Source organism: Sulfurimonas sp. NWX79 (genome assembly GCF_039667035.1).
GTDB lineage: Bacteria > Campylobacterota > Campylobacteria > Campylobacterales > Sulfurimonadaceae > Sulfurimonas > Sulfurimonas indica.
On sequence record NZ_JALCZL010000005.1, the window covers coordinates 1 to 15,448 of the forward strand.

Below are 15,448 nucleotides of genomic sequence, written 5' to 3' on the forward strand. Positions count from 1 at the left end.
TAAAATGGAATTTCATCTTCATCAATGTCAATCACAGGTACATCAGCTGGGCTTGGCATTTGACGGCTTTGCTCCTGTGCTGGTGATGCGTATGACGACTGCTGCTGTTGTTGCGGTGCAGGTTGTCCATAGCTTGGCTGTTGCTGTGGTGCTTGATAGCTTTGTGGCTCACCTTGCGTTGGTGCTCCATAGGAGTCTCCGCCATTCATCGGTGCATTGTTATATCCACCTTGAGAGTCACTGCGTGAGTCAAGCATCTGCATTGTTTCAACGATTACAGAGTGTTTTGATCTTTTTTGTCCATTTTGGTCAACCCATTGTTCAAAGTTTAATCTTCCCTCTACAAGGATTTTACTTCCCTTGCGCAGGTATTGGTTCGCAACTTCAGCACTTCTTCCAAAGAAAGTGATATCTACAAAACATACTTCCTCTTTTTTTTCACCATTGCTAGTAAACTTACGGCTTGTTGCGATTGCAGTTTTTGCAATCCCCATACCGCTTTGAGAGTAGCGTAGTTCAATATCGCGTGTTAAGTTGCCAACTAAAATTATCTTGTTAAACATAGGTTTTCCTTCTTTTTATAGCTTACGCTATTACTCAGCTGCTGCTTCTGTAGCTGCTTCTTCTGCTTTTGGAGCTTCCTCTGCAGGAGTCTCTTCTTTTGCCGGAGTTGCTGCTGCTTTTTTCGCTTTTTCAACTAAACCGTTCCATGCAGTTACCTCACGATTTGTGCTATACTTGATAGTTACAAAACGAAGTAGGTCTTCATTGATACGGAAACGTCTTTCAATTTCAGCGATTGCAGATGGTTCTACTGAGTAGTAGATTACATGGTAATAACCACGTTCGCTTTTTTCGATTGGGTATGCAAGTTTTCTCATTCCCATTGCGTCTGTAGCTGCGATTTCGCCGCCATTAGAAGTTATTATCTCTTCAACATTTTTTACAGCTGCTTGAATCTCTTCAGCAGTAAATGTAGGTTTTACGATTACTAGGTTTTCGTAGTTTCTCATATAGTATGATCTCCTCTTGGTATGCCTGTTTGCAGGCTTTTGTTTCCCTTTCGGATCTAAATATAGCTTCTAAATGAAGTTACAAAGAGAAAGGAACGCGCAATTATACAGAACTATTGCTTAAAATAAGCACATAAAATTTATCTGTCAATAATGAATGACAAAATGCAATAAAATTATTTATTTAATATTTTTAAGGTATAGTTTCAAAAATTTGATAAAAGTTTTAAGATGGCAAAACGAAAAAGAAGTAAGAAAAAACATAGTAGTTCTAAACTACTGAGCTATATTGCATGGGCACTTGCACTTATTGCATTAGCTTTAAGTTCTCTGTTGATTGGATATTATTTTGGTTTTAGCAGTGCAAAAGAGAAGATAGAAGCTAGTGCTGAAAAAGAGCGGGTATTGCGGAAACTGCCGGAAAAACAAGCAAAAAAGAGTGTTCAAAAGCGTTTAAAAGAGGTACTCAAAAAAGAGTCGAAAATTTATAACTCTGCTTCTCATGAGATAGAGAATGAAGCTTTGGCAAATCCACCAAAAATACCAATAGAGAAACCAAAACTTTATGTCTCTAAACCAAAGCTTGCAATCATCATTGATGATGTAAGTACAAAGTCACAAGTGCGTGCTATCAAAAGTTTGGCTATTCCTTTGACAATGTCTTTTCTGCCACCAAGTCCGGCACGTCCTAACTCTGCAAAGTTAGCTGCTCATGAGCGTTTTTATATGGTGCACCTTCCGATGGAAGCGATGAATTTTAATAAAGAAGAGCCCTATACTATGCGTGTTAGAGATTCTCAGCAGACAATACTGAAGCGTGTTCATGACATAAAGGAGCTTTTCCCTAAAGTGGCTTATATCAATAACCACACAGGAAGCAAGTTCACTTCAAATGAAGTGGCGATGAACAGATTGATTTTTGCATTTAACAAAAACCATATTCATTTTGTAGATAGTCGAACAACTGCACAGACACAAGCGCCTAGGGTGTTGAAAAATTTTGGACTCAAGTATGTTGCGCGAGATGTCTTTTTGGATCATCATAATGATAAAGCATATATAAAAAAGCAGATCAAAAAGGCTATCAGTGTAGCAAAAGCACATGGACATGCCATAGCCATTGGACATCCGCATAAAAATACACTCCAAGCGCTTTATGAATCAAAAAAACTCTTTAGAGATGTGGATTTGGTTTTAATCAACGAGATATATTAGCTATGATAGAGAAGATAGATTTTCAGATAGAGGCTTTAGAGTCTATGAAAAGTTATCCAAATGAACTGTTTTATCTTGGCAATGTAGGCTTGTTAAAGAAGCAAAAGATCGCTATAGTAGGCTCACGCAAACCAAATCAGTATGCACGTGAGAGAACAACGCAACTTGTGAAGAAGTTAGTCCAAGCCAAAAGATGTATAGTCAGTGGCGGAGCCATAGGCATCGATGCCATTGCTCATAAAGCAGCAGGTGCAAAAAACACCATAATGGTAGCAGCAACAGGATTAGATAAACGCTATCCCACAATCAATAAAAATCTTATCTGTGATATTGAACAAGAGGGACTAATCCTCAGTCAGTTTCAAGCAGGTACACCCTCAAACAGGTATAACTTTGTACTTAGAAACGAACTGGTCGTTGCTCTTGGAGAGATTTTGATAGTGGCTTATGCAGATGAGAATTCCGGAACGATGCGAAGTGTTGAGTATGCTCTTAAGATGGGAAAGAAAATCTATGTTCTTCCTCATAGAATTGGAGAGAGTGAAGGAACAAACAGACTTTTGGCAGAAAAAAAAGCAGAGGCTATCTATGATATAGATGCTTTTGTAACAAAAATCTGTGGCCAAAAAAATATAGAACACAGCAGTGTAAAAAGTGATGATTTTTTAGAGTTTTGCCGAACAAATCCAGCGTATGAGGAAGTTTTACAACAATTTGCATCACGTCTTTTTGAAGCAGAACTCTCTGGTGAAGTCGAGATAAAAAACGGGCGTGTCAGAGTATTAACATAGCATCGCCATAAGAGTAGAAGCGATACTTTTCTTTTATGGCCTCTGCATAAAGCTCTTGTGTTTTTTCTAAACCTACAAAAGAAGCAACGAGCATCAGCAGTGTTGATTTTGGCAGGTGGAAATTTGTCAGCAGATGGTTGACACGGCTTGGTTTGTTGTGCGGATGTAAAAAAAGATTTGCTTCTCCTGAAGTTTTCTGTCCGTGTTTTGCATAATATTCTACCGTACGGGTCGATGTTGTTCCCACACATAAAATTGGCGTCTCTGAGTCAAGAAGCTCTTTAGCCTCTTTTGAAATAGCGTAATATTCAGAGTGCATAGGGTGCTCAGTAATGACCTCTGCTTCAACAGGTTTAAAAGTACCGCTTCCGACATGGAGTGTTACATAGGCGTGTTTATAGTTTTGCGTGATTCTTTGGTGCTGCTCATCTGTAAAGTGCAGGGATGCAGTCGGTGCTGCGACGGCACCCTCTTCTTTGGCAAATACACTCTGGTACTCATTGGCATCCTCTTCATTGTCTTCTCTATTTATGTATGGTGGAAGAGGGATATGACCGATAGTATCGATGATTGGAAGCAGGTTTTCGAAACGTAGAAGTGTATCATCTTGATAAAAGTTTACAATACGACTGCCATCTTCACGCAGCTCTTTGACAATTGCCTTTAAATCTGCATCAAAGTAAATCTCGCTTCCTGCCTTTACACGTCCCCGAATATAAACATTAATATCATGTGCATTTAGGGCTCTATTTATAAGCAGTTCGATTTTTCCGCCGCTTGATTTTTTACCAAAAAGACGAGCTTTAATGACTTTGGTGTCATTAAAGATAAGTGCACACTTTTTTGGTAGATACTTTTCAAGTTCATAGAAGTAGGTATGTGTAATTGTATCGCTTGTTCTGTCATAGACTAGAAGTTTTGCATGGTCACGTGGATGCGCAGGGTGGGTTGCTATGAGTTCATCAGGAAGTGTGAAGTCATAGCTCTGCGTGAGGAGTTCTTTTTGTGTTGACACTTTTACTCTTGTTTTGGCTCTTCTAGCTCAGCTGCTTCGTCCTCTACTTCTTCTTCCTCGTCTTCATCCTCATCATCTTCCGGTTTTGCAGGATTGACAATCTTAACGATTATGATTGAAAATCCATAAAGAATGATAAGCGGTCCTGCCATAAGAAGCTGCGTGAGAACATCCGGTGGTGTAAGTAGTGCTGCTACAACAAAGATAATAACAATAGCATACTTGAAAAATGCTGCCATCTGTTTGTCATCTACAAGCCCAAGCAGTGCTAAAAAGTATGCAAAGATTGGTAACTCAAAAGCCAGACCAAAACCAAACATAATCTTTGTAAAAAAGCCTACATAATCTTCAATGTTGATAAGCGGTGTAAATTTAAAAGAACCAAAGGTAATGAGAAAATCAAAACCAAACGGTGTTACGACATAGTAGGCAAAGAGTACACCTACTAAGAACATAAATGTTCCACCGACGATAAAAGGGATAATCATCTTTTTCTCATGTGCATACAGCCCTGGTGCTATAAAGAGCCAGATTTGTGAGAGAATGATAGGAAGTGCACCGACAATAGCAGCGAAAAATGAGACTTTTAGAGCGACAAAGAATGCTCCCCCGACTTGTGAAGTGGTAATCATCCCGTCTGCTGCATGAATAGACTTTTTACCTACTTCAATGAGTGCTGTATTTAAAGGCTCGACCATCCAGTTGAGTATTGGTTCATGAAAGAAAAACATAACAAAGAACATAACGATAAGGCTTCCTGCAGATATTGCAAGCCTTTTTCTAAGTTCTACTAAGTGAGGACGCAGTTCATCAAACATCAGTATTGCCTTCTTTATCTTCTAATTTTTGTACTTTTTTCTTTTTCTTTTTTTTGAAGGTAACCTCTTGAGGCTCTTTTGGGGCTTTTTTTGTTTTTGGAGCTTCTACCTCTTTTTTTGCAGGCTCGTCATCATCGTTTAAAATATTGTCTATCTCTGCTCCAAGTGCTGCCTGAACATTTGTTGCTTTATGCAGACCTTCACTTGCTTTTAAAAGTTCTTCTTTATATGCAAGTGCCTCTTGTTTGATGCCTGTAACATTCATCTCCTCTTCAAGAGACTCTTTTACGGAACCTATAGTGTTCTTAACACTTCTGAAAAATTTTGCAATCTCTACCATTGTGCTTGGCAGCTTGTCTGGACCTAAAAAAAGAATCGCAATAACGGCGATAAGAAGTATCTCGGTAAACCCCATACCAAACATAGTTAGCCTTCATATTTATTTTTAATGTTGAATTTTATCCAAAGAATGATTAAATAATCTTCAAGAACTCAAAAAGAGAGCAAGTTCATCTGCCAAAAGATAGTCTGGATTATAAAAAACCCCCTCTTTATAGAGTAGTTTTTTTTCTTCTTCCAAAAAAGAGGCCTTGATTTTCTCGTCATCTGTGAGTAACTCTTTATTTACGCCTATACAAGAACGAAAACCTAAGAAGATCTTTTCAAGTCGTATATCTTCATCTCCCAAACTCTCTACACGCATTTTTAGGGGATTATCGATATAGTTTTCAATATCAGGGTTTGGATAGAAACGATGCTTATCTAGTTTCCCGACAGCTCCAGCACCTGCACCGATATAATCTTTATATTTCCAGTAGCCTAGATTGTGGCGTGATTTGTATTTTCCGAAGTTACTTATCTCATACTGTTCAAATCCATGCTCCCCAATTGTTTGAAAAATCCATTCAGTAATCTCTAGATGCTCCTGGACCATTTGCGGTTTTTTTTCAAAAGCTGTTCCTTCTTCAATTGTTAATGCATAGGCACTCAAATGATTGATAGGCAGGGAAAAGGCTTTTTGAATGTCGTAGGCAAGAAGCTCTTTTGTATCTCCCTGTGTTGCATATATCAAATCAAGTGAGATGTTTTTAAATCCAACATCCTTTGCATACGCTATGGCATCTTCTGCCATTTTTGGGGAATGGGCACGATTTAGCAGTTTGAGTTTTTCTTCATGAAAACTCTGTACTCCAAAACTGATACGATTGACACCAAGCTCACGCATCCCTTTTAGCCACTCTTTTGTCGCAGAGTTTGGGTTTGCTTCACTTGTTATCTCTGCATCCTCACGCAGATATGGTTTGACAAGTTGAAAAATAGAGGTGTAGAGTTGCGGTGCAATGGTTGAAGGTGTACCACCACCGATAAACAGCGTTTCAATAGAGTTTTCTTTTGCTTCAAAACGTTCAAGTTCAAAAGAGAGCTGTTTTTCTAAGGCTATCATATAGTCACGTTTGAGATGAAACTTGTCCACATAGGAGTTAAAGGCACAGTAGGAGCATTTTGAGTCACAAAAAGGGATATGAATGTATAAAAGCATAAGAAAATTATAGCACTCTAAACTTATATTAATTGCATTTTCTGTATAATCGCATCAATTTAAAATAGGTGTTGGTATGAGTAAAAAAGAGCAATATCGTCCTAATGTAGCAATGATCATTCTGTCGGAGAACTATCCTGAAAAAAAAGAGATATTTATTGCACAACGTAACGACTTGACCGACATCTGGCAATTTCCACAAGGTGGGATTGATGAGGGTGAAGAGGTAAAAGAGGCACTTTTCCGAGAGATGGAAGAGGAGATAGGTACTGCAGAAGCAAAGATAATTGCTGAGTATCCGGAGTGGATATCGTATGACTTTCCAGATAAGATAGCAAAGAAGATGAAGCCTTACAAAGGCCAGAAACAGCGGTATTTTTTAATACAGTTGAGTAAAGATGCAAAGATTGATCTAGATACCAAACATCCGGAATTTATAAACTATAAGTTTGTAGATATTGACAAAGTGTTGGGGTATACTGCACATTTTAAAAAACCTGTGTATGAGACGGTGATAAATTATTTTAAAAAAGAGGGATTACTGTAGATGTTAATTGTTCAAAAATTTGGTGGGACAAGTGTTGGTGATTTGGAACGCATCCAAAATGTCGCAAATCGTGTAGCTGCAACAAAAAAAGCAGGCAATGATGTGGTAGTGGTAGTATCAGCCATGAGTGGAGAGACAAATAAACTTGTAGGATATGCAGAACATTTTTCAAAAAATCCTGCACGCGCAGAGATGGATATGCTACTAAGCTCCGGTGAGCGTGTAACGGCTTCGCTGTTATCTATTGCTCTGCAAGAGATGGGTTTTGAAGCAGAGGCTATGACAGGAAGAAAAGCAGGTATTGTAACAGATACACACCATACAAAAGCACGTATCGAAGAGATTAACCCAAAAACAATGCAAAATGCTCTTAAAGAGGGGAAAATCATTGTTGTTGCAGGTTTCCAGGGTGTGAATGTCAAAGGAGATGTAACTACTCTTGGACGAGGGGGAAGTGACTTGTCTGCGGTTGCGATTGCCGGAGCACTGAAAGCTGATCTGTGTGAGATATATACAGATGTAACGGGGATTTTCACAACGGACCCGCGTATTGAACCAAAAGCAAAAAAACTTGAGCGTATCTCTTATGATGAGATGCTTGAACTGGCTTCACTTGGTGCGAAAGTTCTTCAAAACCGTTCTGTAGAACTTGCAAAAAAGCTCAATGTAAATTTAGTAACAAGAAGTAGCTTCTCAGATGAAGAGGGGACATTAATTACAAAGGAAGAAAATATTATGGAAAAACCACTCGTAAGCGGAATTGCACTTGACCGTAATCAGGCACGTATCTCTTTGATGGGTGTAAAAGACAGACCAGGCATTGCAAGTGATATCTTTAATGCATTAGCAGGTGCTGAGGTTAATGTTGATATGATAATCCAGAACAAAGCGCATGACGGTGCTACAAATATTGACTTTACTGTTGCTGTTGGTGATCTGCATGATGCAAAAGCAGTTGTAGATACTTTTGTTCAAAGCGGTGAGATTGAAGATGATTCATACAATGAAGATATATGTAAAGTCTCTGTCGTAGGTGTTGGGATGAAATCTCACGCAGGTGTTGCAGCAAAAGCTTTCTCAACAATGGCACAAGAGAACATCAATATCAATATGATCTCAACATCAGAGATAAAAGTATCGATGGTAATCGATGAGAAATATGCAGAGCTAGCTGTGAGAAGTCTGCATAATGCATATGAGTTAGATAAGTAAGTTTATGCTTCCTGATTTTGCCCAATGGAGTCTTGATGCAATTCGTGCGGAGGGTGGGAGTCTTTCGTGGCTTGAAGAGTACCGTTTTGAATGGTCCAAAACTACCGCTTTTGCATTAGAACAGATTCTTAACGGTAAAACCGTAATTTTAATTACCGATGAGAAGCGAAAATGGTTGGAGCACTACATCTTAAGTGCTATCAACTCTATCTCTTTTGATCGTCCACTCATTCCTATCATCAGTATAGAGAGTATCTATCCGCATTACAATAATATCAGTGGTGGAGAGATGATTGATATGCTTGATGATATGATAGCACTCTCTTACAAAAATGACTACTTTTTTTGGTACATTGGTAAAGGGGATGACAAAAGAAGTGACATCGCAAAAAGAAAAGATGAGAGTTATTTTTGGATATTTGACGAAGATTTTAACAATGCTTTTACATTGAAATCGTATGATCCTGTCTTGGACATCAAGCTTTTACAGCTCTATCGTCTTTTTGATGCATCTCTGAGTGCAACGATGTTTGGAGAGGTAGATGCAAGCTCCTAATCTTCTCAAGGGACATATCCTTATCACAAGCGAGATTGAGAGTGAGATAGAGAGATTAGAGCAGGAGTTAAAACCGCTGCGGGTTGTGAAGTTCTTTGAAGAGAACTTTAAAATCGAACATGCAAAGCTTGTGACTGGGGAGGCATATATCAGTGAGTCACAAACAAAATATATCATTATTGCTGCTATCGAATTCACTGCAGTTGCACAAAATGCACTGCTCAAACTCTTAGAAGAGCCTCCAAAAAACATTGAATTCATCATTATCTCTCCGACAAAATCAAATCTACTTCCTACCGTACGTTCACGTTTACCTATTTTAAAACAGTCTGGGGACCATACGCAAGAAGTTTTAGATATTAATCTTGCAAAGTTGGATTATAAAGAGGTCTTTCGTTTTTTAAAAGAGCATAGCAGAGTCTCTAAAAACGAAGCAAAAGCATTAGTTGAAGCACTTTTTTATAGAGCAACTGTAGTAGATATGTTAATACTCACAGAAAAACAGTTGGAAAATTTTGATATGGCATATCGTCTACTAGATTTAAATGCAAGAGCGCAAAGTGTTTTTGCAATGCTTTTGATGAGCTTTGCGGGAGAGAGAGGATGATAGTAAAGCAGCTTTCAAATGAGATCGATATCAAAAGATATCTGAAAAACTTAGGTGTTGATGGCGGCGGTATCCATATTTTGGCATCAAAGGCAAAGATACATCTCATAGAGATAAAAGATCTGCATGTAGGTGCGGCAAATATCTTGAAACAGGATGCGCTCTCAATAGGGGCAGACTTGGCAGTACCTCGCGGGACAGTAATAGCAAAAGAGCCAAAAGTTGACTGCCTGCTTATAGCAAGTACAAAAGCACTTGAAGTTTTGGCTAGAAAAGAGCTTGCTCAGCCATTTGGACTCAAAGATTTAGCAGGAAGGCTAAAGGTCATTGCCAAAACAAAGAAGCCGTATCAGACAAAAATCATGGGTGTGATAAATGCCAATGATGACAGTTTTTTCGCCGGGAGTAGATTTCAAAGCTCTGATGCGATTAGAAGTATTGAGAAGATGATCGAAGAGGGTGCGGATATTATTGATATCGGTGCGGTCTCTTCTCGTCCAAATGCAGCAGAGGTTTCGGTAGAAGAAGAACTTTCGCGTCTGAAACCTATTGTGGATTTGATACAAGAGCAGAAACTTTATGAAAAAGTAACTTTTAGTATAGACAGCTATGAGCCTAAAGCTATTTTTTATGCACTAGAGAGAGGTTTTAGCATTGTCAATGACATTACAGGTCTGCAAAATGATGCTGTATGCAGACTTGCTGCAGAGTATCAAGCTGAAGTTGTCATCATGCATATGCAGGGAAATCCGCAGACAATGCAGAAAAACCCCTCTTATGTCGATGTCATTGATGATATTTATCAGTTTTTTACGAAGCGTATAGAAAAAGCACAGGGCTTTGGAATTGATAATATTGTTTTGGATGTTGGTATCGGTTTTGGGAAAACCTTAGAGCATAATCTCTTACTGCTTAAGCACTTAGAGCATTTTTTAACGTTGCAAAAACCACTGCTGGTCGGTGCCTCACGCAAGTCAATGATAGATAAGATTTTTCCTTCAAGCGTAGAAGAGAGACTGCCTGGAACATTGACACTTCATCTTGAAGCTATAAGAAACGGAGCATCTGTTTTACGTGTGCATGATGTTTATGAACATGCACAGGCTTTAAAAGTGCAAGAGGCACTTTTAAAGTTATAGCATTATTCCTCTAATTGTAAAGAATAAAAGTGCGGCTAAAACAGCAGCTGCAGGCACTGTAATTACCCATGCTGCAACAATTTTTTTAATGGCATCACGTTTTACGTATTGAACTTTTTGTACCCGTTTAATGTGTTTTTTCGCAGATTTTATGACTTTTTCTTCTTTTTCTATCAGTCTGTAAAGCTCTACGATTCTTTTATAATCTTCTACCTCTTTCTCTTTTTTCCCAATAAGAGATTTCAGTTCAGTTTTGAGTTTATTGAGATTATGTTTCTCATCTTGAATGAGTTCTTTATCTTCTTCTATAGTTGTTGTAGTTTCAGTGAGATGCAGATACTCACGTAAGAAGCCAACACCAAAAACACCACCGATAGCGATATGAGTCGAGCTTACAGGAAGACCAAGCTGAGAAGCGATGATAACAGTAATAGAAGCTGCCATAGCAATAGAAAATGCACGTACCTGATCAAGTTCGGTAATCTCTGAACCAACTGTTTTGATGAGTTTCGGCCCATAGAGTGCCAGACCTATAGCAATACCAAAAGCACCAACACCCATAACCCACAGTGGAATACTCGCTTTTGAAGAGATACCGCCATTAACAACAGCATCATTGATAGCCGCTAGTGGACCGATTGCATTTGCAACATCATTGGCACCGTGAGCGAAGCTTAGAAGTGCTGCAGCAAAGACAAGAGGGATAGTAAAGAGTGTATTGACCGCTTCTTTAGAGTTTTTGATATTTGTCTGTGCAGCAAGTTTGCCTTTGAGGATAACATAGACAATAACACCTACGATGGCACCAATAATGAGTGCTGTTAGAAAAGATGGTTTTTTTGTCATTTCAATAGAGATCAAAGGAAGAAAGTTAAGGATTTCTACGACTTGAGGCCAGATCTTTTTGAGTCCTTTTAAAACAAGGTAAGTGACAAATGCCCAAGACATGAGAGCAACAAAAACAGGGACATACTGTTTTGCAGCTTTGATTTTATCATCTTTAAAGATGATGGTCTTTTTGATAGAGAATAAAAAAGCAGCTGCAATGACACCACCTAAAAGTGGTGAAATCACCCATGAGGCAGCGATTTTTGCCATAGTTGACCATGAAACGATGCTAAAGCCAGCAGCTGCAATACCAGCCCCCATAACACCACCGACAATCGAATGGGTAGTAGATACTGGGGCTTTCATAGCTGTTGCAAAATTAAGCCAAAGTGCAGCAGCTAGGAGTGCTGCCATCATTGCCCAGATAAACGGGTCTGCATTGCCACCAAAAGCGGAGATGTCAATAATGCCTTTTTTAATGGTCTTTACAACTTCACCACCGGCAATCAGTGCTCCACTTGCTTCAAATACAGCTGCAATCACAATGGCCATTGTCAGTGTCATTGCACGACTACCAACGGCAGGACCAACATTGTTAGCAACATCATTTGCACCAATGTTCATAGCCATATAAGCACCGATAAGTGCTGCAATCGCTAAAAACATGTTGTTAGAGATACCGCCATTACTTAAAAAAGTATAGGTAAGAACACCTATCATAAAAAAGAGAGCGAGCCCTAAACGCGCTAAATCTGTTCCACTCTTCTTGAGAGCTTCTTTTTCAAGTTTGCTTATTGTTTCTATTTCCATGCTTGCTCCGCATTTTTTTTATAAGCAAAGTATAGTCTTTTTTTACTTGATATATGCTTTTATAATCTCTTGACGCTCTAGTGGTCTGTCTCCTCCAGATCTTCCTGTTGTCGCGACATCGCCCAGTTTCATCAAAGTTTTCATGGAAGCTTGGTCTACTACTTTTCCAAAGATAGTATAGCCGCCATTGAGCCAAGGAGTGGGTGCAGTTGTAATGAAGAATTGGCTGCCATTTGTATTTGGTCCATGGTTTGCCATAGCAAGAATACCGGCTTTATCAAAGATAAGGTTTGGTTTGAACTCATCTTTGAACTCTTTGTGCCAGATACTCTCTCCACCTCGTCCTGTCTCAGTTGGATCTCCACCTTGAATCATAAAGTTATGAATGATTCTGTGAAATGCAATACCATTGTAATAGCCCTCTTTTATATGGGTAACAAAGTTCTCGACTGCCAAAGGTGCTACATCAGGAAAAAGTTCAAGCTCAATTTTTCCCTGCGTCGTCTCTAAGACTACATGTGGGTTTTCTGTTGCAAGAAGATTGATATTGAGCACTAAAAGCAGTGCAAACAAGATTTTCTTCATTGGTATTACTCCTCTTCTTCAAAATCTAAACATACAGAGTTTATGCAGTAACGCAGACCCGTTGGTTCAGGTCCGTCCGGAAAGACATGTCCTAAGTGTGCGTCACACGTTGCACAACGCACTTCAATACGAATCATTCCGTGGCTCATATCTTTTACTTCAGTAACAGCATCCTCAATAGCTTCATAATAACTTGGCCAACCAGTTCCTGAGTCAAACTTTGTACTGGATTCAAAGAGAGGTGTCTTGCAGCAGATGCACTTGTAAGTGCCTTTATCTTTATTGTCATAATATTTTCCAGAAAATGGTGCTTCTGTACCATGTTGACGGCATACATAAAAAGCTTCAGGGGAGAGTTGCTCTCTCCATTCCTGTTCAGTCTTGATTACTTTCATATTTTTCCTTTAAGTTTTCTATTTCTTGAGACTCTTCTTCGTAAAGTATATGGAGTGTTTGGTTTGCAATATTGCATGCATACAAGAGCCGTTGTATATCGTCAAAACAGAGGTCCATCAAAATGGCATGTTTTGCTTCCAACTCTACAATATCATCATAAGTTGTAAGGAGTATGGAGTCTAATTTTTGTTCAGTGAGATGTTTAGATGCATCAAGTAGGAGAGTTTCATCTTCGATAAATGAATCTAAATCCTCTTGGAGCTTTTCTCTACTCTCTTGGCTACAAACAACGACTATATCAGCTGGATCTGCACTTTTGAGTAGTGAAGAGATCAGGTGTAAGGCTTTTGCGTGAGGGTTCGTTTGATAAAAATGAACCTCTCTCTCTGTTGGCAGGTAACTTTGTGTAAATGTAGATGTTGCCTCTTGAGAGCTGTCATTCACAAGTAATAAGTCGGACCTTTTTTGTATATGTTTAAGATATGCAAGAAAGTGAGAAGGCATGATATCTGCATCATCACAGATGATCAAATCTGCAGCATTAAAACTCTTTTGCATTAGTTTTTCATCAATATAAAGCGTATCTTCGAGTGATGGCATCTTTAATTTCATAAGATGTCTGTTGACAAGTTCAACAGGGGTTAAAATTTCAAAAGCCATCAAATCAATGTCAATAATTGCATGCTCTATTAACTCCAAGAAACGTTTGTGTAAGATCTCTTTAGAGAGGATAGTCGGTTTTATAAGAATGATCTTTTTTCGTTCTTCTTTAAAGAGTTCTTTTATGGATTTCAGCAGCAGTGTATAACTTTTACCGCTTTTTGGTGCTGCTGTAAGATTTTCTAACCTAGAGATTTTTCTATCGATAAACTCTCTTTGTTCTTCATTGCAGAGAGATACTGTATCTGCCTTTACAATAGCATATTGAACAAAGAGCGTTCCTAAAATAACATCTTTTGGAGGAAGGGTGTGATCCTCCGGTGCTGCACTTTGCAGTTTTTTAAATATCTCGGAAGTATCAGAGTCACTAAAGATGATCTTCTCTTTAGGCAGTATCTCCTGTAATGAATCATTTAAGTGCTCATATTCATCAGAACTTAAATTTTCCATTAAAAGATAGTTGAAAATTTCTACACCGTCATTATGTAAAAGCTCATTAAACTTCTTTTTGATGATAGCGTGCGTTTTGTCAAAAGCGAGTGTATTTTTCGAGTTTTCTACACTCTTTGCTTTGCTTGCTGTAGCATTTTTTAGATCATCATAAGACCACTCTTTTATCTCAAATATATAGATACCACGCAGGTCATCATATATCATCAAAGCAATTGGATAGCTCTCTTTATGGTGAAAAATCTCTTTGTGAGAGAAGACAACTAAGTTACTGTTTTGAGAAAGTGATTTTATTTTTTTTAATAACAAAGAATCAGGGACAATAAGTGCCTCTTCTTTTGTTTTAAAAAAGGAAGGTAGGAATGATAGTTTCATAGTAAGAATAAAATACCACCATTAAAGGTAGTAACGGTGGTATTTCAACAATTATTTACCAGCTGCAACGCGGTCTTTAAGACCTTTTCCAGCTTTAAATTTAGGAACCATTTTATCTTGAGTAGTGTACGTCTTGTCAGTACCAGGTACTTTACCACTTTTACCTTTTTGTAAAGCAGCAGTGAAGCTACCAAAACCAACTAAAGAAACATCTTCTTTTTTAACTAATGCAGATGTTACTGCGTCTGTGAATGCTTTGATTGCTGCTTCAGCCTCTACTTTAGTTTTGTAGTTACCGCACTCTTGTACTAATTCAACGAATTGCGCTTTATTCATAGATTTACCCTTGGATTAAAATTTTCCGAATTAAATAATTCAGCTAGAGATACTTTATAGTTTATTTGCTTAAATTTTTCTTCTTTTTGGCATATTTGAGTAAAAAATGTGATATTTTTGTTTCTTTTAGTCCATATCGTGCCTGTTTAAGGAGTTTTTTGAAGTTGAGTGTTGTAGGCTTAGAGATAATTAAAGCTGATAAATCTTTGAGCTTTTCATACTTTCCGACACTCTGAATTGATAAAAATACATCCTCTAAACCATCTCTTTCATTCTTTGTAAGCGCACCCATTATTTTTCCTCTAGTCTGTTGATTTTTCTCACTGCTCTAATGATCTCATCGTCATCCAACTTCCCCAACATCTTCATAACAACTGCAGCTGCCTGTGGTTTTGCACGGCCGAGTTTCCAGTCCTGATATGTACGCATAGAGACACCCAACTCATTAGCCATATCTTTGAGTGATATTTTCTTGCCGTTGTTTTGAGACTCTATCGAGTTATGAAGAATATTAAACAGATCATCAATTTGCATAAAAAAGATTATACGGTTTTA

20 protein-coding genes are annotated in these 15,448 nt (G+C 38.3%); 7 read left to right on the plus strand and 13 right to left on the minus strand.

The features are described 5' to 3' along the window. Positions 1 to 563, minus strand: a 563-nt coding sequence (locus MNY27_RS03325) for a single-stranded DNA-binding protein (protein WP_152183908.1), incomplete at its 3' end; no start/stop codon positions are given. A 30-nt stretch (positions 564 to 593) separates the two neighbouring features. Next, complete coding sequence (rpsF, locus tag MNY27_RS03330; RefSeq protein WP_152183909.1) at positions 594 to 1,013, minus strand: 30S ribosomal protein S6; 420 nt, start codon at positions 1,011 to 1,013, stop codon at positions 594 to 596. 231 nt (positions 1,014 to 1,244) lie between these two features. Here rpsF and MNY27_RS03335 point away from each other — a divergent pair, with 231 nt between their 5' ends. Beyond that, complete coding sequence (locus tag MNY27_RS03335; RefSeq protein ID WP_152183910.1) at positions 1,245 to 2,228, plus strand: divergent polysaccharide deacetylase family protein; 984 nt, start codon at positions 1,245 to 1,247, stop codon at positions 2,226 to 2,228. A gap of 2 nt (positions 2,229 to 2,230) precedes the next feature. Next, positions 2,231 to 3,019 (plus strand): DNA-processing protein DprA, encoded by a 789-nt coding sequence (locus MNY27_RS03340; RefSeq protein ID WP_152183911.1) that lies wholly within the window; start codon positions 2,231 to 2,233, stop codon positions 3,017 to 3,019. On the opposite strand, the gene queA is transcribed toward MNY27_RS03340, so the two are convergent. From queA to hemW, 4 genes are read right to left on the minus strand one after another with little or no spacing between them, the layout of a single operon-like run. Continuing rightward, positions 3,003 to 4,034 (minus strand): tRNA preQ1(34) S-adenosylmethionine ribosyltransferase-isomerase QueA, encoded by a 1,032-nt coding sequence (gene queA / locus MNY27_RS03345; RefSeq protein WP_152183912.1) that lies wholly within the window; start codon positions 4,032 to 4,034, stop codon positions 3,003 to 3,005. The two genes, MNY27_RS03340 and queA, sit on opposite strands and share 17 nt — an antisense overlap. Before the next feature lie 2 nt (positions 4,035 to 4,036). Continuing rightward, entirely contained in the window at positions 4,037 to 4,852 is an 816-nt protein-coding gene (tatC, locus tag MNY27_RS03350; protein ID WP_152183913.1) for a twin-arginine translocase subunit TatC, read from the minus strand. Beyond that, the gene (gene tatB, locus MNY27_RS03355; RefSeq protein WP_152183914.1) at positions 4,845 to 5,276 is read right to left on the minus strand and encodes a Sec-independent protein translocase protein TatB; all 432 of its coding nucleotides are present in this window, start codon (positions 5,274 to 5,276) and stop codon (positions 4,845 to 4,847) included. The genes tatC and tatB overlap by 8 nt, the downstream gene beginning before the upstream one ends. Before the next feature lie 60 nt (positions 5,277 to 5,336). Continuing rightward, the gene (hemW, locus tag MNY27_RS03360) at positions 5,337 to 6,392 is read right to left on the minus strand and encodes a radical SAM family heme chaperone HemW (RefSeq protein ID WP_346391880.1); all 1,056 of its coding nucleotides are present in this window, start codon (positions 6,390 to 6,392) and stop codon (positions 5,337 to 5,339) included. 76 nt (positions 6,393 to 6,468) lie between these two features. Here hemW and MNY27_RS03365 point away from each other — a divergent pair, with 76 nt between their 5' ends. From MNY27_RS03365 to folP, 5 genes are read left to right on the plus strand one after another with little or no spacing between them, the layout of a single operon-like run. Continuing rightward, a complete protein-coding gene (locus MNY27_RS03365) occupies positions 6,469 to 6,939 on the plus strand; it encodes an RNA pyrophosphohydrolase (RefSeq protein ID WP_152183916.1) in 471 nt (156 codons plus the stop codon). After that, entirely contained in the window at positions 6,940 to 8,151 is a 1,212-nt protein-coding gene (locus MNY27_RS03370) for an aspartate kinase (RefSeq protein WP_152183917.1), read from the plus strand. A 4-nt stretch (positions 8,152 to 8,155) separates the two neighbouring features. Next, the gene (locus MNY27_RS03375; protein WP_152183918.1) at positions 8,156 to 8,707 is read left to right on the plus strand and encodes a HobA family DNA replication regulator; all 552 of its coding nucleotides are present in this window, start codon (positions 8,156 to 8,158) and stop codon (positions 8,705 to 8,707) included. Then, positions 8,694 to 9,314, plus strand: a complete 621-nt coding sequence (locus MNY27_RS03380) for a DNA polymerase III subunit delta' (RefSeq protein WP_152183919.1) — start codon at positions 8,694 to 8,696, stop codon at positions 9,312 to 9,314. Before MNY27_RS03375 ends, MNY27_RS03380 begins: the two co-directional genes overlap by 14 nt. Beyond that, positions 9,311 to 10,453 (plus strand): dihydropteroate synthase, encoded by a 1,143-nt coding sequence (folP, locus tag MNY27_RS03385; protein ID WP_152183920.1) that lies wholly within the window; start codon positions 9,311 to 9,313, stop codon positions 10,451 to 10,453. Before MNY27_RS03380 ends, folP begins: the two co-directional genes overlap by 4 nt. On the opposite strand, the gene MNY27_RS03390 is transcribed toward folP, so the two are convergent. From MNY27_RS03390 to MNY27_RS03420, 7 genes are all read right to left on the minus strand, one after another. Continuing rightward, positions 10,448 to 12,091: an inorganic phosphate transporter gene (locus MNY27_RS03390; protein WP_152183921.1), complete on the minus strand. Its 1,644-nt coding sequence runs from the start codon at positions 12,089 to 12,091 to the stop codon at positions 10,448 to 10,450. The genes folP and MNY27_RS03390 overlap by 6 nt on opposite strands. Before the next feature lie 42 nt (positions 12,092 to 12,133). Further along, positions 12,134 to 12,676: a peptidylprolyl isomerase gene (locus MNY27_RS03395; protein ID WP_152183922.1), complete on the minus strand. Its 543-nt coding sequence runs from the start codon at positions 12,674 to 12,676 to the stop codon at positions 12,134 to 12,136. Between the two features lie 5 nt (positions 12,677 to 12,681). After that, entirely contained in the window at positions 12,682 to 13,071 is a 390-nt protein-coding gene (gene msrB, locus MNY27_RS03400) for a peptide-methionine (R)-S-oxide reductase MsrB (protein WP_152183923.1), read from the minus strand. Next, on the minus strand, positions 13,052 to 14,557 hold the full coding sequence (locus tag MNY27_RS03405) for a hypothetical protein (RefSeq protein ID WP_152183924.1): 1,506 nt from the start codon (positions 14,555 to 14,557) through the stop codon (positions 13,052 to 13,054). The genes msrB and MNY27_RS03405 overlap by 20 nt, the downstream gene beginning before the upstream one ends. Positions 14,558 to 14,608: 51 nt before the next feature. Beyond that, positions 14,609 to 14,893 (minus strand): HU family DNA-binding protein, encoded by a 285-nt coding sequence (locus MNY27_RS03410; protein ID WP_152183925.1) that lies wholly within the window; start codon positions 14,891 to 14,893, stop codon positions 14,609 to 14,611. 61 nt (positions 14,894 to 14,954) lie between these two features. Then, the gene (locus tag MNY27_RS03415) at positions 14,955 to 15,185 is read right to left on the minus strand and encodes a hypothetical protein (RefSeq protein ID WP_152183926.1); all 231 of its coding nucleotides are present in this window, start codon (positions 15,183 to 15,185) and stop codon (positions 14,955 to 14,957) included. Next, positions 15,185 to 15,427 carry an XRE family transcriptional regulator gene (locus MNY27_RS03420; RefSeq protein ID WP_152183927.1) on the minus strand — a complete coding sequence of 81 codons (243 nt, stop codon included), beginning with the start codon at positions 15,425 to 15,427 and terminating at the stop codon, positions 15,185 to 15,187. The genes MNY27_RS03415 and MNY27_RS03420 overlap by 1 nt, the downstream gene beginning before the upstream one ends. Positions 15,428 to 15,448: the final 21 nt, after the last annotated feature.